At 72.2% G+C, this 19039-nt stretch carries 17 protein-coding genes; 4 read left to right on the top strand and 13 right to left on the bottom strand.

Translation table 11 applies throughout. The features are described from left to right. The first annotated feature begins 256 nt into the window (after positions 1–256). On the top strand, positions 257–1198 hold the full coding sequence (locus L3K22_RS14395; protein WP_263311992.1) for a type IV toxin-antitoxin system AbiEi family antitoxin domain-containing protein: 942 nt from the start codon (positions 257–259) through the stop codon (positions 1196–1198). Between the two features lie 290 nt (positions 1199–1488). Here L3K22_RS14395 and L3K22_RS14390 read toward each other — a convergent pair whose 3' ends face one another. The 6 genes from L3K22_RS14390 to L3K22_RS14365 form a co-directional block, all read right to left on the bottom strand. Then, positions 1489–2277 carry an amino acid ABC transporter ATP-binding protein gene (locus tag L3K22_RS14390; RefSeq protein ID WP_308445948.1) on the bottom strand — a complete coding sequence of 263 codons (789 nt, stop codon included), beginning with the start codon at positions 2275–2277 and terminating at the stop codon, positions 1489–1491. Further along, positions 2277–3257, bottom strand: coding sequence for an amino acid ABC transporter permease (locus L3K22_RS14385; RefSeq protein WP_263311991.1), 981 nt, complete (start codon positions 3255–3257; stop codon positions 2277–2279). The genes L3K22_RS14390 and L3K22_RS14385 overlap by 1 nt, the downstream gene beginning before the upstream one ends. Then, complete coding sequence (locus L3K22_RS14380; protein WP_263311990.1) at positions 3254–4186, bottom strand: ABC transporter substrate-binding protein; 933 nt, start codon at positions 4184–4186, stop codon at positions 3254–3256. The genes L3K22_RS14385 and L3K22_RS14380 overlap by 4 nt, the downstream gene beginning before the upstream one ends. A gap of 92 nt (positions 4187–4278) precedes the next feature. After that, complete coding sequence (locus tag L3K22_RS14375) at positions 4279–6330, bottom strand: ABC transporter ATP-binding protein (RefSeq protein WP_263311989.1); 2052 nt, start codon at positions 6328–6330, stop codon at positions 4279–4281. After that, complete coding sequence (locus tag L3K22_RS14370; RefSeq protein ID WP_263311988.1) at positions 6330–8066, bottom strand: ABC transporter ATP-binding protein; 1737 nt, start codon at positions 8064–8066, stop codon at positions 6330–6332. Before L3K22_RS14370 ends, L3K22_RS14375 begins: the two co-directional genes overlap by 1 nt. A 306-nt stretch (positions 8067–8372) precedes the next feature. Next, a complete protein-coding gene (locus L3K22_RS14365) occupies positions 8373–9035 on the bottom strand; it encodes a DUF6318 family protein (protein WP_263311987.1) in 663 nt (220 codons plus the stop codon). Positions 9036–9218: 183 nt separating this feature from the next. On the opposite strand from L3K22_RS14365, the gene L3K22_RS14360 reads away from it, so the two are divergent. Continuing rightward, a complete protein-coding gene (locus L3K22_RS14360) occupies positions 9219–10211 on the top strand; it encodes a DUF559 domain-containing protein (RefSeq protein WP_263311986.1) in 993 nt (330 codons plus the stop codon). 116 nt (positions 10212–10327) lie between these two features. On the opposite strand, the gene L3K22_RS14355 is transcribed toward L3K22_RS14360, so the two are convergent. The 5 genes from L3K22_RS14355 to L3K22_RS14335 are packed head-to-tail and all read right to left on the bottom strand — an operon-like array spanning position 10328 to position 16667. Further along, positions 10328–11203: a class I SAM-dependent methyltransferase gene (locus tag L3K22_RS14355; protein ID WP_263311985.1), complete on the bottom strand. Its 876-nt coding sequence runs from the start codon at positions 11201–11203 to the stop codon at positions 10328–10330. Between the two features lie 4 nt (positions 11204–11207). Continuing rightward, entirely contained in the window at positions 11208–13091 is a 1884-nt protein-coding gene (locus L3K22_RS14350; RefSeq protein ID WP_263311984.1) for an ABC transporter ATP-binding protein, read from the bottom strand. Beyond that, positions 13088–15118, bottom strand: coding sequence for an ABC transporter ATP-binding protein (locus L3K22_RS14345; protein ID WP_263311983.1), 2031 nt, complete (start codon positions 15116–15118; stop codon positions 13088–13090). Before L3K22_RS14345 ends, L3K22_RS14350 begins: the two co-directional genes overlap by 4 nt. Further along, positions 15115–15627, bottom strand: a complete 513-nt coding sequence (locus L3K22_RS14340; protein ID WP_263311982.1) for a DUF456 domain-containing protein — start codon at positions 15625–15627, stop codon at positions 15115–15117. The genes L3K22_RS14345 and L3K22_RS14340 overlap by 4 nt, the downstream gene beginning before the upstream one ends. 59 nt (positions 15628–15686) lie before the next feature. Next, positions 15687–16667 (bottom strand): beta-ketoacyl-ACP synthase III, encoded by a 981-nt coding sequence (locus tag L3K22_RS14335; RefSeq protein WP_263311981.1) that lies wholly within the window; start codon positions 16665–16667, stop codon positions 15687–15689. Between the two features lie 70 nt (positions 16668–16737). On the opposite strand from L3K22_RS14335, the gene L3K22_RS14330 reads away from it, so the two are divergent. Continuing rightward, positions 16738–17409: a VanZ family protein gene (locus L3K22_RS14330; RefSeq protein WP_263311980.1), complete on the top strand. Its 672-nt coding sequence runs from the start codon at positions 16738–16740 to the stop codon at positions 17407–17409. On the opposite strand, the gene L3K22_RS14325 is transcribed toward L3K22_RS14330, so the two are convergent. Further along, positions 17363–18073 carry an SDR family NAD(P)-dependent oxidoreductase gene (locus tag L3K22_RS14325; RefSeq protein WP_263311979.1) on the bottom strand — a complete coding sequence of 237 codons (711 nt, stop codon included), beginning with the start codon at positions 18071–18073 and terminating at the stop codon, positions 17363–17365. The two genes, L3K22_RS14330 and L3K22_RS14325, sit on opposite strands and share 47 nt — an antisense overlap. A 32-nt stretch (positions 18074–18105) precedes the next feature. Here L3K22_RS14325 and L3K22_RS14320 point away from each other — a divergent pair, with 32 nt between their 5' ends. After that, positions 18106–18282 carry a hypothetical protein gene (locus tag L3K22_RS14320; protein WP_263311978.1) on the top strand — a complete coding sequence of 59 codons (177 nt, stop codon included), beginning with the start codon at positions 18106–18108 and terminating at the stop codon, positions 18280–18282. Between the two features lie 87 nt (positions 18283–18369). On the opposite strand, the gene L3K22_RS14315 is transcribed toward L3K22_RS14320, so the two are convergent. Continuing rightward, on the bottom strand, positions 18370–19039 hold a 670-nt coding region (locus L3K22_RS14315), incomplete at its 5' end, for an SbcC/MukB-like Walker B domain-containing protein (RefSeq protein WP_308445947.1).

The raw sequence follows: 19039 nt of genomic DNA, 5'->3' as shown, positions 1-19039 counted from the left end.
ATCGCACAGGCTCGCACCACGCCCACACCCACGTAATTCTGCGTCCTGTGCGTGACCTCAGCCGCCTATGGCAAGTGAGGTCACGCACAGGACGCATTTGTGTGCGCCCCCGCCCCCCATCGCAGCCTTCCCGGCGTTGTCCCTCCTCCCCAGCCCGGCAGCCTTCCCGGGCCCACCTCTCCTCCCCAGGCCGGCCCTGTCCACACCCGAGCCCAGCCTGCTGCAGCCGGTCGCCGGGCACGGCACGCTCGGGGCCATGCACCACGCCAGCGATCTCGTGCTCCCCGCGTCGGCCTGGCCCTGGCCCCGCCCCGTCGGCCCGCCGCAGGGCACCCGGCACCTCACCCAGGAGGAGCTCGGCCTCGCCTCGCGCCGGGAGCTGCTGGCGATGGGATACACCGACTCCCGGCTCATCCGGTCCGTGCGCTCTGGACGGCTCCGACGCGTGGCACGCGGCTGGTACGGGAACGCGGTCGCAGTCCCGCGGGCCCGACGCGCCCTGCGCCACGGATACCGTCTCACGTGCATCGATGCCGCTGAGCTGCATGGCGTGTGGACCCCGTACCGCGACGAGGAGGAGCGCCACACGCTGCACGTCTACCGTCCGAACGGTTCCACGGACGCGCCGGGGAGGATGCTGACCCATTCCTCACGCAGCCGGTCATGGACCGAGCCGGATGCCGTCGCCTCCCTGCCGCTCGCTCTCGAGCATGCGATGCGTTGCCTGAGCGGGGAGCGGGCAGCGATCCTCCTCGAGTCGGCGATGGCGCGTCGACTGATGGTGCCGGCCGAGGTGCAGAGGCTGCTCGATGACGCTCCCGCGGCAGTGCGCTCACGCATCGGCTCGCTGTCCACGGCGAGCGATTCGGGGTCCGAGACGCGTGTGGTCCGGTGGCTGCGCCGACGGGGCTTCCAGGTCGAGCAGCAGGTGTTCGTCGACGGTGCGGGCTACGTGGACCTCTACGTCGGCGGGGTCCTGATGGAGATCGACGGGCGCGAGGGGCATTCCGGCCCCGACGCCTTCGCGAAGGACCGTCGGCGGGACCTGCGCACGGGCCGGCACGGACTGCAGATCTTGCGGCTGAGCTATGAGCAGGTCTGGCGGAACTGGGAGGACACCCAGGAGGCGGTGCTCGAGACGATCGCCGAGGTCGGAGCGTTCGGCCGGCGGAAGGTGGAGCAGCTGCTGGCGAGCTGATCCCCAGCGACGCTGCGCGGCGTGTCGTGCTGCCCCAGGAGTGCGCCGCCTCGGAGCTCGGGCCGTCGCCGCCGCTCCCCTGCCGCACACAAATGCGCCCCATGCGTGACCTCACGCGCTCTATGGCCTTGAGGTCACGCACAGGACGCAGATTCATGCGCGCGGCCGGCCCAGCGGGGCGGGGACGTCACGGCCGGGGCCCGGGCAGGGGCGCCGGGGGCCGGCGGCGCCGGGGCCGGGGGCCGGGCCGGGGCGTCGGGGGCGGGCGGCGCAGGTCGCGGCCCGGCCCGTCACAGCACCGAGGCGAGGAAGCCCTTCAGGCGCTCGGACTCGGGGTGGTCGATGACCTGCTCGGCCGTGCCGGTCTCGAGGATCCGGCCCTCGTCCATGAACACGACCTGGTCGGCGACCTCGCGGGCGAAGCCCATCTCGTGAGTCACCACGACCATGGTCATCCCGTCGGCCGCAAGGTCCTTGAGCACGGTGAGCACCTCGGAGACCAGTTCGGGATCCAGGGCGCTGGTCGGCTCGTCGAAGAGCATCAGCTCGGGGTCCATGGCCAGCGCCCGGGCGATCGCGACGCGCTGCTGCTGCCCGCCGGAGAGCTCGGAGGGGTAGTGGTCGGCGCGGTCGCCGAGCCCCACCCGCTCCAGCAGCTCGCGTGCCTTCTTCTCCGCGGCGGCCTTCGGCAGGCCGCGCACCTGCACGGGCGCCTCCATCACATTGCCCAGCGCCGTGAGGTGCGGGAAGAGGTGGAAGCGCTGGAAGACCATGCCGATGCGGGAGCGCTGCGCGGCGATCTCGGCGGGACGGAGCTTCTGCCAGCGCCCGTCGGGCAGGGGCTCGGCGCGGTAGCCCTGGACGACCCCGTCGATCAGGACGCGGCCCGCGGTGGGCTCCTCGAGCTGGTTGATGCAGCGCAGCAGCGTGGACTTGCCGGAGCCGGAGGGGCCCACCAGCACGGCCACCTCGCCGGAGCGGACGGTGAGGTCGCAGCCCTTGAGGACGTGGAGGTCGCCGAAGGTCTTGTGGACGCCCTCGACCTGGATCACGACAGGGGTCTCGTCGTTCTGGCTCATCACAGCTCCACCTCCGGGAGCGGGTCCTGCGGGGTCGTGCCGGCGCTGTTCACGGCGGCCTGGCGGGAGCGTCCGCCGCTGCCGGGCCGGGCGGGGGTGCGGGCGTCGAAGCCGCGGCCGAAGTACCGCTCGAGGTAGTGCTGGCCCACCATCAGCACCGAGGTGATCGCGAGGTACCACAGCGCCGCGACGATCAGCAGCGGGATCGGGGTGAACAGCTTGTTGGCGATTCCGTTGGTGGCGAAGGTGAGGTCGAGGGTGAAGGGCACCGCGAGCACCAGCGAGGTGGTCTTCAGCATGCCGATGGTCTCGTTCCCGAGCGGCGGCACGATCACGCGCATGGCCTGCGGCACGATGATGCGGCGCAGGATGGTCCCATTGCCCATGCCGAGCGCCTTGGACGCCTCGGTCTGGCCCTTGTCCACGGAGTTCAGGCCGGAGCGGATGATCTCGGCGAGATAGGCGCCCTCGTTCAGGCCCAGCCCGATCACGGCCGCCCAGAAGGCGGTGAGCAGGTCGCGGGTGGAGAAGCTCCACAGCTCGGGTCCGAACGGCACCCCGACCACGATCTTGGGGACGATCACGGTGAACAGGCCCCAGAACACGAGCTGGGTGTACACCGGAATCCCGCGGAAGACGAAGATGTACGCCCAGCTCACGCCGCGCAGCACGGGGTTCTCGGAGCGGCGCATGATCGCGGCGGTGAGCGCGACGACGGTGCCGAGGATCATCGACAGCAGGGTCAGCAGCAGCGTCCAGCCGACGCCCTGGACCACCTTCACGTCGAGGAGATAGGTCGCGACGGTGCCCCATTCGAGGACGGGGTTGGTCACGAGGAAGCCGACGAGGCCCGCGGCCAGCAGGGCCACGATCACGGCGGAGATCCAGGTGCCGGGTCGCGGCGCGGCCTTCGCGCGGATCGGGGTGAAGCCGCCCTCGGTCGCGGGACCGGCGGGGCCGGGGGTCTGGGTGGTGGTCACGGCTGGGGGTTCACTTCCGCGGTCGGGATCATTCCTGCTTCGTTGCCCCATGCAGCGAGGATGCGCTCCATGTGGCCGTCGTCGATGAGGTGCTGCACGGCGGCGCGGATCGCCTCGGCCAGCTCGGGCTGGTCCTTGGCCACGACGATGCCGTTCAGCGCCGACTCCTCGATCTCGCCGATCGGCTCGAGGGTCCCGCGGGAGCGGGCCACGGCGTAGGCGGTGACCGGGGAGTCGGCCATGAGGATGTCGCCCTTGCCGCCGGCGACGTTGGTCGCGGCGTCGGAGTTCGAGGCGTAGGCGAGCATGTCGTAGCCGCCGAGGCCCTGGTCGCGGCACTCCTGGGAGCGCTCGATGGAGAGCTCCTCCTGGTAGGTGCCGACCTGCAGGGCGACGCGCTTGCCGCACAGGTCGTCGGGATGGATGTCGTAGGGGTTCCCGGCCTTCACGGCGTAGGAGATGCCGGCCTGGAAGTAGGACACCATGTCCACGGTGGCCAGGCGCTCCTCGTTGACGGTGAAGCTCGACATGCCGACGTCGTAGGTGGAGCCGACGGCGGGGATGATCTGCGCGAACACCGCCGCCTCGGTGCGGGTGGCGAGGCCGAGGACGGCGCCGATCCCGGCGAGGATGTCGATGTCGTAGCCGATCGCCCTCCCGCTCGAGCCGACGAACTCGCCGGGGGCGTAGTTCAGGGCGGCGCCGTTGACCAGCTCGCCGCGCGCGCGGATGTCCGCGGGGACGAGGGCGGAGATCTCGGGGACCTCCTCGATGCCGGAGAGGTCCACCTCGGGCACGGCGTTCGACTCGGCGTCCAGGCGCTCGGAGGCGCGGGTGCAGGAGGCCAGCACCGGGGTGAGCGCGCCCGTGGCGAGGGCCAGGGGCGCGGCGCGCAGCAGGGTGCGGCGACGGAGTCGGGTGGAAGTCACCGATGAATAGTATTCATAACCCTGCATGACCACAACTCGGTGTCGGAAGGCTCACCACGGGGCGGCGGCCGTCGGAACGGGCGGGAGGCTCCTCAACCGAGCGAGATCGGGCCCGTCGTCGTCGGCGCCTCCCCGGCCTCCGCCTCGGAGGCGGCGTCGGCGGCGTCCTCCTGCGTGCGCTCCTCCGCGTCGAGGTCGACCGCCGCGCCCTCGAACTGGGAGCGGTACAGCCGCGCATAGGCGCCGCCGGCCGCGAGCAGCTCCTCGTGGGAGCCCTGCTCGACGATGTCCCCCGCCTCCATCACGAGGATCAGGTCCGCGTCGCGGATGGTGGAGAGGCGGTGGGCGATGACGAAGCTGGTGCGGCCCTCGCGCAGGCGGTTCATCGCGTTCTGCACGAGCACCTCGGTGCGGGTGTCCACGCTGGAGGTCGCCTCGTCCAGGATCAGCAGGCTGGGCCGGGCGAGGAAGGCGCGGGCGATGGTGACCAGCTGCTTCTCGCCGGCGGAGAGGGTCGATCCGTCGTCGTCCACGATCGTGTCGTAGCCGTCCGGCAGCTGGCGGGCGAAGTCGTCGACGTGGGTGGCGACGGCGGCCTCGATCACCTCGTCGTCGGTCGCGTCCAGCCGCCCGTAGCGGATGTTCTCGCGCAGGGTGCCCTTGAACAGCCAGGTGTCCTGGAGAACCATCCCGGTGCGCTCGCGCAGCTGGGCGCGGGTGAGGTCGCGGATGTCGATCCCGTCGACCGTGATCCGTCCGCCGCCCACCTCGTAGAACCGCATCACGAGGTTCACCAGCGTCGTCTTCCCGGCCCCCGTCGGCCCGACGATCGCGACGGTGTGGCCCGGGTCGGCGACGAGCGACAGGTCCCGGATCAGCTCGCGGTCGGGGCTGTAGGAGAAGCGGACGTGCTCGAACTCGACACGCCCCTCGCGGATCCCGGCCGCGGCGGTGGCGTCGGTGGTCTCGGGCTCCTGCTCCTCGGCGTCCAGCAGCTCGAAGACCCGCTCGGCGCTGGCCACGCCGGACTGCAGCATCGTCGCCATCGAGGCGACCTGCGAGAGCGGCTGCGTGAACTGGCGGGAGTACTGGATGAAGGCCTGCACGTCGCCGAGGGTGAGCTGGCCGGAGATGATCCGCAGCCCGCCCACGATCGCGATGACGACATAGCTGAGGTTCCCCACGAACATCATCAGCGGCATGATCAGGGAGGAGACGAACTGGGCGCCGAAGGTGGCGCGGAACAGGCGGTCGTTGCGCTCCTCGAAGCGGGCGGCGACCTCCTCGCGGCGGCCGAAGACGGTCACCAGGGCGTGCCCGGTGTAGGCCTCCTCGACCTCGGAGTTCACCACGCCCGTCGCGTCCCACTGCTGGGCGAACAGCTTCTGCGCGCGGGAGCCGACCACGCCCGTGAGCACGAGCGCCACGGGGATCACGGCGAGCGCGATCAGCGAGAGCTGCCAGGAGATCATCAGCATCATCACCAGCACGCCGAGCACGGTGAGGATCGAGTTCACCAGCCCCGTGACGGTGTTCATCAGGGTGTTCTGGATGTTGTCGATGTCGTTGGTGACGCGGGAGAGGATCTCGCCGCGCTTCATGCGGTCGAAGTACTTCAGCGGCAGGCGGTGCAGCTTCTCCTCGACGTCGCGGCGCAGCCGGGAGACCATCCGCACCAGGATCCGGTTCAGGGCCACGCCCTGCAGCCACATCAGCAGCGCGGAGACGGCGAAGAGCCCGACGGCCAGGCCGAGCGTCTGGTACAGCGCGCCGAAGTCGATGCCCTCGCCGGGGGTGAGGGTCATCCCCGAGAGCATGTCCGCGAACTGCTCCTGGCCCTGGGCGCGCAGCCCCTCGATGACCTGGTCGGGGTCGGCGCCGGCGGGCAGCCCCTTCGAGATCAGGCCCGTGAAGATGATGTCGGTGGCGCGGCCGAGGATCCTCGGCCCCACCACGGAGAAGCCCACGGAGACGACGCCGACGAGGATCGCGGCGATCAGGTACGCCCGCTCGGGGCCCATCTCGCGCAGCAGGCGCTTCGTCGAGGGCCAGAAGTTCTTCGCGCTCTGGCCCGGACGCAGTCCGCGCTCGGCGTCCTTCTCCGCGGCGATCTCGTCGGCGGGGGTGCTCTCCTCGGTGCTCATCACGCCACCTCCTCCTCGACGCCCTGGCTGCGGACGATCTCGCGGTACGTCTCCGAGCTCTCCAGCAGCTCGGCATGGGTGCCCTGCCCGACGATCCGGCCGTTGTCGAGCACGAGGATCAGATCGGCGCCGGTGATGGTGGAGACGCGCTGGGCGACCACGAGCTGGAGCGCGTCGCGGGTCTCGGGCACGAGCGCGGCGCGCAGCCGGGCGTCGGTGGCGAGGTCCAGCGCGCTGAAGGAGTCGTCGAAGAGGTACAGCGACGGCTTCGCGGCGAGCGCCCGCGCGATGCAGAGCCGCTGCCGCTGCCCGCCGGAGACGTTCGTGCCGCCCTGCGCGATCGGGGAGTCGAGCTGCTCGGGCATCGCGGCGACGAAGTCCCGGCCCTGGGCGACGGTGAGGGCGTGCCAGAGCTCCTGCTCGTCGGCGGTCGGGTTCCCGAAGCGGAGGTTCGTCGCGACGGTGCCGGAGAACAGGTAGGGCCGCTGCGGCACGAGGCCGACCCGGTCCCAGAGCACGCGTGCGTCGAGGTCGCGCACGTCGCGCCCGTTCAGCAGCACGCGTCCCTCGGTCGCGTCCATGAGGCGCGGGACGAGGTTGATCAGGGTGGTCTTGCCGGCGCCGGTGCCGCCGATGATCGCGACGGTCTGCCCGGCACGGGCGGTGAAGGAGATGTCCTGGAGCACGGGTCGCTCGGCGCCGGGATAGGTGAAGGAGACGTCCTCGAAGGTCAGCTCGATCGGGCCCTCGATCTCGCGGATCCCGTCGGTGCGCTGGTGGACGCTGGTCTCGGTCTCGAGCACCTCGGTGATGCGCTCGGCGGAGACCATGGCGCGCGGGATCATCATCGTCATGAAGGTCGCCATCATCACCGCGATGAGGATCTGCATGAGATAGGCGATGAAGGCGGTGATCGAGCCGATCTCCATCTGGCCGGAGTCGATGCGCGGCGCGGCGACCAGCAGCACGAGGACGCTCGACATGTTCAGGATGAACATGATGATCGGGTTGATGAGGATCATCAGCAGGCCGATGCGACGGTTCAGCTCGGTCAGCTCGCCGTTGACCACGGCGTAGCGCTCCCGCTCGCGGTCCTCGCGCACGAAGGCGCGCAGCACGCGGATGCCGGTGATCTGCTCGCGCAGCACGCCGTTGATGTCGTCGATCTTGCCCTGCATCTGCTTGAACAGGGGCGCCGCACGCGCGATGAGCAGGCCGACGGCGACGAGCATGACCGGCACCATCACCGCGATCAGCCAGGCCATCCCCGGCTCGACCCGCAGCGCGAGGATCACCCCGCCGATACCCGTGACGGGGGCCTGGACCAGCATGTTCAGGGAGAAGAAGATCAGCATCTGCACCTGCTGCACGTCGTTCGTGGAGCGGGTGATGAGGGAGGGGGTGCCGAACTCGGCGAGCTCGCGCGGGGAGAAGGAGTTCACGCGGCGGAAGACCGCCTGGCGCAGGTCCTTGCCGACCCGCATCGCGGAGCGGGCGGCGAAGAAGTTCGCCGCGACGAGCGCGATGATGTTCCCCAGCGAGATGACCAGCATGATCCGGCCGAGCTCCCAGATCACGGGGACGTCGGCCTTGGCGACGCCGTCGTCGATGATGTCGGCGTTGAGGGTGGGGAGGTAGAGGGCGGCCAGCACGCCGGCGATCTGGAAGAGCACCACGAGGAGCACCCAGATCGCGTACGGCTTCAGGCCCCCGAGCACGAGGCGCAGCAGGGTCACGAGAATCCTTCCGAAGGGCCGTCCGGGCGGGGCAGCATCCGGTCGGCCCCGGAAGCATAGGCACAGGCGCCTGACAGGGGCATCCGACTATCGACGGTTCCGCGCAGGACGGAGTCGGGTGCGCGTCATAGGGACCCCACAGCCCACAGCCACACCCAGAGTTACTCGCCGGTATCCAGTCTCAGGTGTCGGAATCCTGCTGAATAGCGACACCTGAGACTGGATACGTGCCGGTCACCAGGCTCGGGGGGCGGCACCGGGCACGACAGGCGTGCGCAGGGCGGCGCCGACGAGCGTCGGGTGGGGTCAGCCCGCGGCGCCGCCCGCGTCGGAGGCAGCGCCCTCGGGCGGGGCGATGGACATGTCGGTCACGCGCCAGCGCTCCCCGTCCCAGGCCATCGTGGCGATCAGCTGGCCGGTCACCTCGTCGAGGGCGTTGGCCTGCAGGCTCGGGTCGTCGACGAGGATCGAGGCCTCCTGCGTGAACTGCGCGGTGACGGTTCCCGTCGCGGGCGGCTCCCCGGTGCCGGCGAAGCTGGTGGAGTGCACCTCGAAGGCGCCGCCGGTGAGATAGCCGTCCTGGGCGGCGAGCTGCTCGGCGTTCTGCAGGAAGGTGGTGCACACCTGGCAGTTCGGGTCGACCTTGTCCTCCCAGACGGAGATGTCGCCGCTGCTCATCATGTAGTCGTAGGAGCCGAGCAGGTAGGTCAGGGTCGCCTGGGCCCCGGCCTCGCTCTGCTCGGTGAGCTCCGCGGGCTCCTCCGGGCGCGGCAGGTCCGGGCGAGGCGGCTGCTCGGCGGGGTCGGCCGTCGGCCGGTTCTCCGGGTTCCCGGGATCGCCGGCGCTCTCGCTCGCCTGCTCCTCCTGACCGCCTGGGTTCAGCAGCTGCGAGATCCCGATCGCGCCGACGGGGACCAGGAGCACGATCGCGAGGGCGACGACGACGAGGCGTTGGACGGGGCGTTTCACGGACTCCACGGTAGAGGACGCGGCGGGGAGGTGCCTCAGCGGGTGGCGGTGCGCGTGGGGACCTCGGCCGGCAGTTCTCGCTCCGCCCCTGCTCCCGGCTCGATCTCTCCTCCCCATTGCCAACCCGCCTCGATGCTGTGGATGTCCCGCTGGACGTCCCTCGAGCTCGGGCACGCTGTGGAGGTGTCCCGTGCGCCCGCCCCGTTCCCGGCCTCGCTCCCCTGGCCGGTGCTGATGCGTGCCGAGGCGCTCCGTGCCGGCGTGAGTCCGGGGCGGCTCCGTGCGCCGGACCTCGCCCGGCCCCGTCCCGGGCTGCTGGTCCGCGGCGGCCGCACCGCAGGCGAGACCGAGATCGTCTCGGCGTACTGCCGCTCGGATCCCGAGGCGGTCGCCGTGGGGCTGACGGCCGCACGGATGCAGGGGATGCCGCTGCCCGAGCACCTGGAGCGCTCGCTGCCCCGGCCCAGGGTCCACATCTCGCTCCCGCAGGGCCGTGTCAGCTCGGACCCCGTCGTCCGCTGGCACCAGTTCGTGCTGCCACCCGACCAGGTGCGCGAGGCACGCTTCGCGGTGGACCCGCTGGAGGACGGGTCCACCGTGCTCGAGGCCCCGGTCCGTCTCACCACCCGGGCCCGGACCTGGCGCGATCTCGCCCCGGACCTCTCGGAGTTCTGGCTCATCGCGATCGGGGACCACCTCGTGCGCCGCCCGCGCCCCGAGCTGGAGCACGGACGCACCGCGCCGTGGTGCACTCTCGAGGACCTGCGCGAGCAGTGCACGGGCAGGCACGCGGCGACGCTCCGAGCCGCTCTCCGGGCGGTGCGCGTCGGGGCGGACTCGCCGCGCGAGACCATGCTCCGGCTCGCCTTCGCCCGTGCCGGGCTCCCGGACCCCCTCTTGAACACGCCTCTGATCGGGCCTGACGGCAGGCAGCTGCACGAGCCGGACTTCCAATGGCCCGCGCACAGGGTCTGCGCCGAGTACGACGGCCGCACTCACAGCACACCCGGCCAGGTCAGCCGCGACATCCGTCGTGCTCGACGGGTACAGGCCGCGGGGTGGACGGAGGTCCGCCTGCACTCCGATGACATCGTGCAGGAGTGCGCCCCGGCCGTCGACCTGGTGCGCGCTGCGCTGGGCACGGGCCTCCGCGGCTCACACAGCGCAGGAGTCTGAGCACAGCGGGCGGCGACCCGCTCCGACCGGCGTCCATCCCTTCTCAGCTGTCGGAATCCGGCGCCGTGATGACAGCTGAGACCGGATACCTCCCGGTCACCTCGCGGGGCGTCCGCTCAGGCGGCCCGGTACAGGAACAGGTCGGTGCGGTAGGGCACGCGGACGGTGGCGCCGCGCACGTGGCCGAGGTGGTCGTGGAGGTACCAGTCGAGGTTCGCGAGCACCTTCTGCCGCCGCTCCTCGGGGGCGGTGATCACGTAGCTGCGGGTGCGGGCGAGGTCGATGACGTCCTGGGTGGGCATCGGGTCCTCCCAGGTGAGGGCGCGGCGCTCGGTGAGCTCGAGCCCGGGGCCAACGGTGGGGTCGAAGTCCTCGCGATGGATGTCGCCGGCGTGCATGATCCGGGACAGCCGGTGCACCCAGGGGATCGTCACGTCGAGCATGTTCCACACCAGGGCGAGCACTCCCCCGGGCGCGAGCAGCCGCAGCACCTCGGCCGACGCCGCCTCCGCGTCGAACCAGTGCCACGCCTGGGCGACGGTGACCAGCTCCGCCGACGCCGCGGGCAGCCCGGTCGCCTCGGCGGGAGCGATGCGGGTGGTGAACGTCCCCGCCGGAGCGCGGTCCGCAGTCGCGGCGTCGGCGGGAGCGGCCGGGCCGCGTGCCCGAGATGCGGCGAGCATCGCCTCGCTCGTGTCCACCGCCGTCACCTCCATCCCGCGCTCCACGAGCGCCCACGACAGCTTCCCCGTCCCCGCCCCGAGATCGACGGCCCGCAGCGGCGGCGCAGCCTCGGTGGGCGGCGCGGAGCCGATCAGCGGCGCGAGCATCGCGTCCAGCGCCGCGTCCGGGTACCCCGGCCGCAGCCGGTCGTAGTCCTCCCCCTGCCCCGCGAACGCCCCGGCGAGCGCCTGCTTGCGGGCACCGTCCCGGAACCGCGGCTCGTCGCGGGCGGAGATCGGCGGGATCGGCGGATGCCGCGGGTCGGTCATCGGCTCACCGCTCGGACCGGTGCGCGACCCAGGACCGGTGCAGCCCGGCGTAGATCCCGCCCTCGAGGTCGACAAGCTCGGCGTGGGTGCCGTGCTCGACGAGGTCGCCGTGGTCCAGCACCATGATCCGGTCGGCGCGCTCGGCGGTGGAGAGCCGGTGGGCGATGGTGATCGTGGTGCGTCCGCGGGCGAGGCCGTCGATCGCCTGCTGCAGGCGCACGTCGGCGGCGGGGTCGACGGCGCTGGTCGCCTCGTCCAGGACGATGATGTCGGGGTCGGCGAGATAGGCGCGGGCGAGTGCGACGAGCTGCCGCTCCCCCGCGCTGAGGGACTCGCCGCGCTGGCCGACGGGGGTCTCCAGCCCCTCGGGCAGCTCCTCGGCCCAGGTGCCGAGCCCCAGCTCGTCCAGCGCCTGCCGCATCTGCGCCTCGCTCGCGTCGGGACGCCCGTAGAGCAGGTTCCCGGCGACGGTGGTGTCGAAGAGGAAGCCCTCCTGCGGCACCATGATCACGCGGGAGCGCAGCGAGTCGTAGGGCACCAGGTGCAGCGGCACCCCGCCCACCTCGATGGTGCCGGAGGCGGGGTCCATCATGCGGGTGAGCAGCTTGGCGAAGGTGGTCTTGCCGCTGCCGGTCTCCCCCACGATCGCGATGCGGGAGCGGGCGGGGATCGTGACGTCCAGGCCGTGGATGACCTCGGGGCCGGTCGGGTAGCGGTAGCGCAGGTCGCGGATCTCGATGTCGAGCAGCCCGTCCGGCAGCGGCCTCGCGCCGGGCACGGGCTCGTCGCGCCGGCCGGTGCGGGGGTCGATGGCGCCGCCGGGGTCGGCGACGTCGGCCGGGGTGTCGAGCACGCCGAGCACGCGCCGCCAGCCGGCCACCGCGTTCTGCGCCTCCGACAGCATCTCGATGCCCATGCGGACGGGCTGGCTGAACAGGGAGACGAGGAAGACGAAGGCGACCACGCCGCCGGCGGTGAGGTCGGCGCCGGGCAGGTCGATCCCGAGCGCGCCGGTGCCGAGCACCACCCCGACCACCACCACGACGGCGGTCGCGAGCCCATCGGCCGTCTCCGAGAGGAAGAAGGACGCGGACTGGGGGCGCAGCACCGCGAACTGGGCGTCGCGCACCGCGCCGATCCGGCGGACCTGGGCCTGGCGGGTGCGCTCCTCCGTGCCGTAGGCGCGCACGGTCGCGGAGCCGACGAGGGACTCGGAGACCGTGCCGAGCATCTCGCCGACCTTCGTGCGCACCACCTGGTAGCGGGCGCGGATCCGCTTCTGCAGGGAGCCCATGATCACGAGGATCGGGAGGTAGCACAGCCACACCACGAGGGCGAGCGGCCAGGAGTAGAGGACCATCACGGCGGTGGCGAGGACGAGCTGGAAGCTCATCACCACCAGCATGATCCCGCCGAAGCTCATGAACTGGCTGACGGTGTCGACGTCGCTGGTCACGCGGGAGACGAGGGCGCCGCGCTGCTCGGTGCCCTGGGTGAGCAGGGACAGGTCGTGGATGTGGCGGAAGGCGCGCTTGCGCAGGGTCGCCAGCGAGGTCTCGGCCAGGCGGAACAGGCGCCGGTTCATGAGCACGTTGCAGGTCGCGGTGGCGAGCAGGATGAGGGCGGCGAGTCCCGCGGCGCCGGCGACGAAGGCGACGTCGGGGGTCTCGGGCGCGATGATGCCACGGTCGAGGATGGCCTGGACGGCGATGGGCACGACCACCTTGCCGGCGGTCGCGACCACGGCCAGCAGCAGGGTGATCCACAGTCCGCGCAGCAGCTCGGGGGTCAGCGCCAGGCCGCGGCGGATCGTCGCGATCGCGCCCTCGTCGGGGGCGGCCTCCCCGCCGAGCTCGGACGAGGTGCGGGCTGCGGGTGCGGCGGTCATCGCCCGGCCTCCTGGTCGGCGTCGACGGCGGGGAGTCCGCCGGTGCGCGCGGGCGGCTCGCACTCGCCCTCGTCAGCGACCGACTCCTCGTGGCGGTGGCGTGTCGCGCCGTGGATCTCGATCGCGCCGGTGACGGGGTCGGGCTCCTCCTCGGGGGCGTCGCTGGGCGGGGGCTTCGACGCCTCGAGCAGGCTGTGGGAGATCGCGGCCTCGTCGTAGGCGTCCACCAGTGCGCGGTAGCCGGCGCTGCGCGCCCGCAGCTCCTCGTGGGGGCCGACGTCGGCGACGCGGCCGTGGTCGAGGAACACGACCTGGTCGGCGAGCGAGATCGTGGACTTGCGGTAGGCGATCAGCAGCAGCGTCGACTCGGTCATCTCGCGGCGGATCCCGTCGAGGATGGCGAGCTCGACGCTGGGGTCGCAGGCGCTGGTGGCGTCGTCGAGGATCAGCAGGCGGGGCCGACGGGCCAGCGCCCGGGCGAGCGCGATGCGCTGGCGCTGCCCGCCGGAGAGGGAGCCGCCGCGCTCCCCGAGCTCGGTGTCGAGCCCGTCCGGCAGCGCGTCGACGAAGGCCTCGGCCTGGGCGATGCGCAACGCCCAGCGCACGGTCTTGTCGTCGATGTCCTCGCCGAGGGTGACGTTCTGGCGCACGGTCGCGTCCATGACGAAGGCCTGCTGCAGCACGAGGGCGACGTCGGCGGTGAGGGCCTCGGCGGTGAGGCTCTCGAGGCGGGCGCCGTCGAGGCTGATCGTGCCGCTGCTCGGCGGGACCAGGCCCGCGGCGAGCAGTGCGAGGGTGGACTTCCCGGAGCCGGTCGCGCCGACGACGGCCAGCACCCGGGTCCCGGCCGTCGGGTCGGCGCGCAGGGACACGTCGGTCAGGGCATGCCCCTCGCGCACGGCGAGCTGCTCCTCGCGGACGCCGCGGCCGAGGATCACGGCGGCGGGGTCGTCGCGGTAGACGAAGGAGACGCGATCGATCTCGAGCACGCCGGGCCCGTCCGGCAGGGCACGGTCGCCGTAGGTGCGCTCCTCCTCGACGTCGAGGATCTGCTGCACGCGGCCGCCGCCGACGACGGTGCGCGAGAGGTCCCCGAGCACCCAGCCGAACGACCGGATCGGCAGGGACATCAGCGTGAACAGGTAGGCGACCTCGACGAGCTGGCCGGTGCTGAGGTGCCCCTCCCCGATCCGCCAGGCGCCGAGCACGGCGACGGCGAGGATGCCGAGGTTCGGGAGGGCGTCGATGGCGGGGTCGAACCAGCCGCGGATGTATCCGAAGCGGATCCCTGTCTCGCGCAGGTCGTCGGCGGCGCGGGTGAAGCGCTTCTCCTCGACGTCCTCGCGGCCCAGGGACTTCACGACGTTCGCGCCGTCGAAGGACTCGTGGGCGATCTCGGCGACCTCGGCGCGCAGCTGCTGGGAGCGCATCGCGATCGGGGTCGCGAAGCGCTGCAGGAGCACGTTGAGGACGATCAGGAGCACGATCAGCGCGAGCATGACCAGCAGGATCACCGGGTCGATGCGGGCGACGACCACGGTCGCGTAGGCCAGCATCACCAGGGTGGACAGCGCGAAGGGGAAGGGCGCCATCGCGAAGAAGGTCGCCTCGACGTCGGAGTAGACGGAGCTGAGCAGGGTGCCGGTGGCCTGGCGGCGGTGCCACAGCAGCGGCACCTTCGCGTAGACCTGGACGATCCGCTCGCGGTAGAGGCGGAAGAGGTCGAACTGGGCGGCGGCGGCGAAGACGCGCCGCGCCATGACGGTCACGGCGCGGGCGACAGCGATGCCGAGGATCGCCGCTCCCCCGCCGAGGACGAGCGCGGGGGCGACCTCGCCGCTGGCGAAGGAGGGGACGACGACGTGCTCGGTGACCCAGCCGATGATCGAGGAGGTCGCGATCTGGAGCAGCGCGAAGGCGGTCGCGCCGAGCACGGCGAGGACGAACCAGCGCTTCTGCTCCCAGGAGCCCTTCAGCAGGCGCTTGAGCCCGGGGACGAGGACGGCGGGGTGCTGCGAGGTGGTCATGCGGTGACGAAGTGCACGATGACCGCGATCGCGAAGGTGAACGTGGACAGCACCGCCAGGGAGAACTCGATGAGGATCCCGGTGCCGAGGGCCTTCAGCGCGATCCATGTGTTGTCCAGGCCCTTCCTCCAGTCCCTCAGCCGCAGCGACTCGGCGACGTACAGGCCGGCGAGGAACCCGATCGGGAGCCCGAGGAAGGGGATGACGAAGAAGCCGACGACCGCCGCGGCGATCGCCACGTAGACCGGCCACATCGGCACCTCGGCAGCGTGGAGGCGGCGGCCGGTGAGGACGTAGCTGGCGGTCATGCCGGCCGCGCCGAGCAGGAGCACGATCCCGAAGGCGACCCAGGCGGGCCAGCCGCCGACCACGATCGCCCAGACCAGGGTCGCGATGACGATCGTGATGGTGCCGGGCAGGATCGGCACGATGATGCCGGTGAGGCCGACGGCGTAGGCGAGTCCGGCGAGGACCGTGACGATGATCTGGACGGTCAGGGAATCGACCACGAGGTCCTCCGGGGCGCGGGAGCGGATGGGGCCTCGTCGATCCTATCGGCAGCCCGGCGTCAGGGCAGGCGCACCACCTGGCCGGCCCAGGAGAAGCCGCCGCCGAAGCCGACCAGCAGCGCGGTCGCGCCGGCGGGGATCCGCCCGGCCTCGCGCATCCGCGAGATCGCCAGCGGGATCGTCGCGGCGGAGGTGTTGCCGGAGGTGATGATGTCGTCGGCGACGATCGCGTCCTCGCGCAGGCCGAGCGCGGCGGCGAGCGGCTCGATCATGCGCATGTTCGCCTGGTGGGGGACGAACACGTCGATGTCCTCCATGGTCAGGCCCGCGGCCTCGACGATCTGCTTCGAGATCTTCGGCGCCTCGCGCAGCGCCCAGCCGAGCACCTGCCGTCCCTGCTGGGCGAAGGCGGGGCCCTCGCCGTTGATGGTGACGGCGTCGGCGAGCTCGGGGACGGTGCCCCACACGACCGGCGCGATGCCCGGCTCCTCGCTCGCGGTCAGCACCATCGCGCCCGCCCCGTCGGCCGTGAGGATGCAGGTGGTGCGGTCGGTGTAGTCGGTGACGGCGGAGAGCTTCTCCGCACCGATCACGAGGGTGGTGGTCGAGGCGCCGGTGCGGATCGACATGTCGGCGACGGCGAGGGCGTGCTCGAAGCCGGAGCAGGCCGCGCCCACGTCGAAGGCGGCCGGGGCGGGGATGCCGAGCTGCTGGGCGACGCGGCCCGCGGCGCTCGGGGAGCGCTCGTGGTTGGAGCAGGTCGCGACGATGACCTGCGTGATCTCGGAGGGGTCCACGCGCGCGTCGGCGAGCGCGTTGCGTCCGGCGATCGCGGCGAGGTCGCCGACGTCGACCCCGTCGGCCGCGATGCGACGCTCCTCGATGCCGGTGCGCTGGCGGATCCACTCGTCGCTGGTCTCGACGAGCTTCTCGAGGTCGGCATTGGTCATCACACGGTCGGGCCGGTGGTGGCCGGTGCCGAGGATCCTCGATCCGGCCGCGGGGGCCTGGGCGGCGAAGGGGCGGGGGCTCGTCGTCATGGCGGTCTCCTGACAGGGGCGGGGTGATCCTCACGATGGTAGTGCGGGCGGGGTGTGTACCGTTCCGCCCGTGAGCGAGCTGGCGAGCCTGGGCGTGGTGGGGGTGGTCGGAGGGCTCGGCGTGTTCGCCGTGATCCTCCTGCCCGCCTGCTGGCTGCAGCGCCGGCGCTTCGGCCGGGTGCAGCCGCAGCGGCTGCTCGGCATCGCCGTGATCTGCGTGTACACGATGACGCTCGCGGGGCTCACGATCGCCCCGGCCTACGACGTGGCGCAGACCTGCCGCTCCCGCGCCGGCGGCGTGCTGCGCCTGGACCCCTTCCACACGCTCACGGCGAGGACGGGCTTCGCGCTGGTGCAGGCGGCGCTGAACACGGCGCTGTTCGTGCCGCTGGGGCTGATCCTGCGCGGGGTGCTCCGACTGGATGCGACGGCGTCGGTCGCCACCGGCATGCTGCTCTCGGCGCTGATCGAGCTCACCCAGTACACCGGCGCGTTCGGGATCTACCCCTGCGGGGTGCGGATCGCGGACATCGAGGACCTGCTGGCGAACACGCTCGGCGCCCTGGTGGGGGTCCTCCTCGCCCCGCTGCTGACCCGCTGGAGGGTGCCGCTGTTCGTTCACGAGCACGCCGAGTCCGCGAACCCCTGGGAGCACTGGCGGGAACTGTGGCACGGGGGCGAGGAGGACCCGGAGGTCACTGAGCGGACCAGCCCCCGTCGGAGGCGAGGACCTGGCCGTTGATGTTCTCGGCGTCGTCGCTGAGCAGCCAGGTGATCGAGCTCGCGAGGGTCTCCGCGGTCGCGACCGGTGGGATGAGGCCGAAGAAGGGGCCCAGGCGCTCGGCGGCGAAGTCGGAGCGGATCCCGCCCTCGATGCCGGTGGCGGTGGGGCCGGGAGCGACGGCGTCGGTGCGGATCCCCTTGGGGGCGTAGAGCACGGCCGTCGAGCGGGTCAGGCCGATGACGGCGTGCTTGCTCGCGGTGTAGGCGGTGCCGGCGGCGCTGCCGCGCAGCCCCGCCTCGGAGGTGATGTTCACGATCGCGCCGCGGCCGGCCTCCAGCATCGCCGGGAGCACGGCGCGGGTGAGGGCGAAGGTGCCGGTGACGTTGACGGCCATGATCTTCTCCCAGAGCGAGTCCTCGATCTCGTGCCAGGGCACCATCCCGTCCATAATCCAGGCGATGTTGGCGAGGCCGTCGATCCGCTCCCCCGCCGCCTCGACGATCCGGGCGACGTCCTCGCCGCGGGTGATGTCGGCGACGACGGGGATGACGGCTCCGTCCCCGGCCTCCGCGGCGAGGCTCGAGAGGCCCTCCTCGGCGAGGTCGACGGCGACGACGCGGCCGCCCTCGTCGAGGATCCGTCGGGCGGTGGCGCGCCCGATGCCGGAGGCGGCGCCGGTCACGATGACGGTGCGCCCACCCGGCGGGCGCGGTGGTGGTCGCACGGCTGGAGCGGGCCGTCGCGGTCGGCGAGCCGGTGCCGCCGGCGCCGCCCGAGGTGGTCGCCGACCTAATCACCGGCTATCTGTCGCTGGCGACTCTGGGCGCGGCGCCGCTCGATCCGGAGCGCCTGCGCGCCGTGGTCGACGCGGTGCTCCCGGCGCCGCGCTGAGCGCCTCGCCTCGGAGCAGGTCCACCAGCAGCACGAGGGTCGCAGACCTGACGGTGCTGAAGAGCCCTCGCCCCGCCCGGGGAGGCCTCAGGCCGTGACCGTCAGGGTCGAGCGGGAGTCGGCGCCGCGGCGCACGTGGATCTGCTCGGCGATCTGGGACTTCATGTCGCCGACGTGGCTGACGATCCCGACGGTGCGACCGCTCTCGGCGAGCCGCCCGATCTCCCGCACCACGGTCTCGAGCGTCTCGGGGTCCAGGGAGCCGAAGCCCTCGTCGATGAAGAGGGTCTCCATCTGGACCCCGCCGGCCTCCCCCATGACGATGTCGGCGAGGCCCAGGGCGAGCGCGAGGGAGACGAAGAAGGTCTCTCCGCCGGAGAGGGTCTCGGGCACGCGCACCTGGTCGGTGCGGCGGTCGAGGACCAGCAGGTCCAGTCCGGTCTTCCGCGCGCCGCGGGCGCCGCGGTCGCGCTGCAGCTCGAGCTCGGAGCCGGAGAACAGGGCGAGGCGGGCGTTGGCCGCGTCGATCACGGCGTCCAGCCGCCACATGAGCACGTAGGTCGACAGCTGCACCCGCTCGCCGTCGGCGGAGCGGCCGGTGGCGAGGTCGGCGACGCGCACCACGACCCCGGCGTCCTCGCCGACGGCACGGACCTGCTCGGAGGCGGCGGCGAGCGCCTCGCGCGCAGAGCCGGCGCGCTGGGCCACGCCGGCGCTGCGGGCGGCGAGCCCTGCGGCCTCCCGGGCGGCGGTCTGC

This window comes from Brachybacterium atlanticum (assembly GCF_025669985.1).
Taxonomy (GTDB): domain Bacteria; phylum Actinomycetota; class Actinomycetes; order Actinomycetales; family Dermabacteraceae; genus Brachybacterium; species Brachybacterium conglomeratum.
Note: the sequence above shows the minus strand (reverse complement) of the source record. Positions and strands in the feature narration are given on the sequence as shown.

Excerpts from the sequence above, each read along its gene's own strand:
- L3K22_RS14395 (WP_263311992.1), top strand. The coding sequence starts at position 257 with ATGCACCACGCCAGCGATCTCGTGCTCCCCGCGTCGGCCTGGCCCTGG.
- L3K22_RS14390 (WP_308445948.1), bottom strand. The coding sequence starts at position 2,277 with ATGAGCCAGAACGACGAGACCCCTGTCGTGATCCAGGTCGAGGGCGTC.
- L3K22_RS14375 (WP_263311989.1), bottom strand. The coding sequence starts at position 6,330 with ATGAGCACCGAGGAGAGCACCCCCGCCGACGAGATCGCCGCGGAGAAG.
- L3K22_RS14355 (WP_263311985.1), bottom strand. The coding sequence starts at position 11,203 with ATGACCGACCCGCGGCATCCGCCGATCCCGCCGATCTCCGCCCGCGAC.
- L3K22_RS14350 (WP_263311984.1), bottom strand. The coding sequence starts at position 13,091 with ATGACCGCCGCACCCGCAGCCCGCACCTCGTCCGAGCTCGGCGGGGAG.
- L3K22_RS14345 (WP_263311983.1), bottom strand. The coding sequence starts at position 15,118 with ATGACCACCTCGCAGCACCCCGCCGTCCTCGTCCCCGGGCTCAAGCGC.
- L3K22_RS14335 (WP_263311981.1), bottom strand. The coding sequence starts at position 16,667 with ATGACGACGAGCCCCCGCCCCTTCGCCGCCCAGGCCCCCGCGGCCGGA.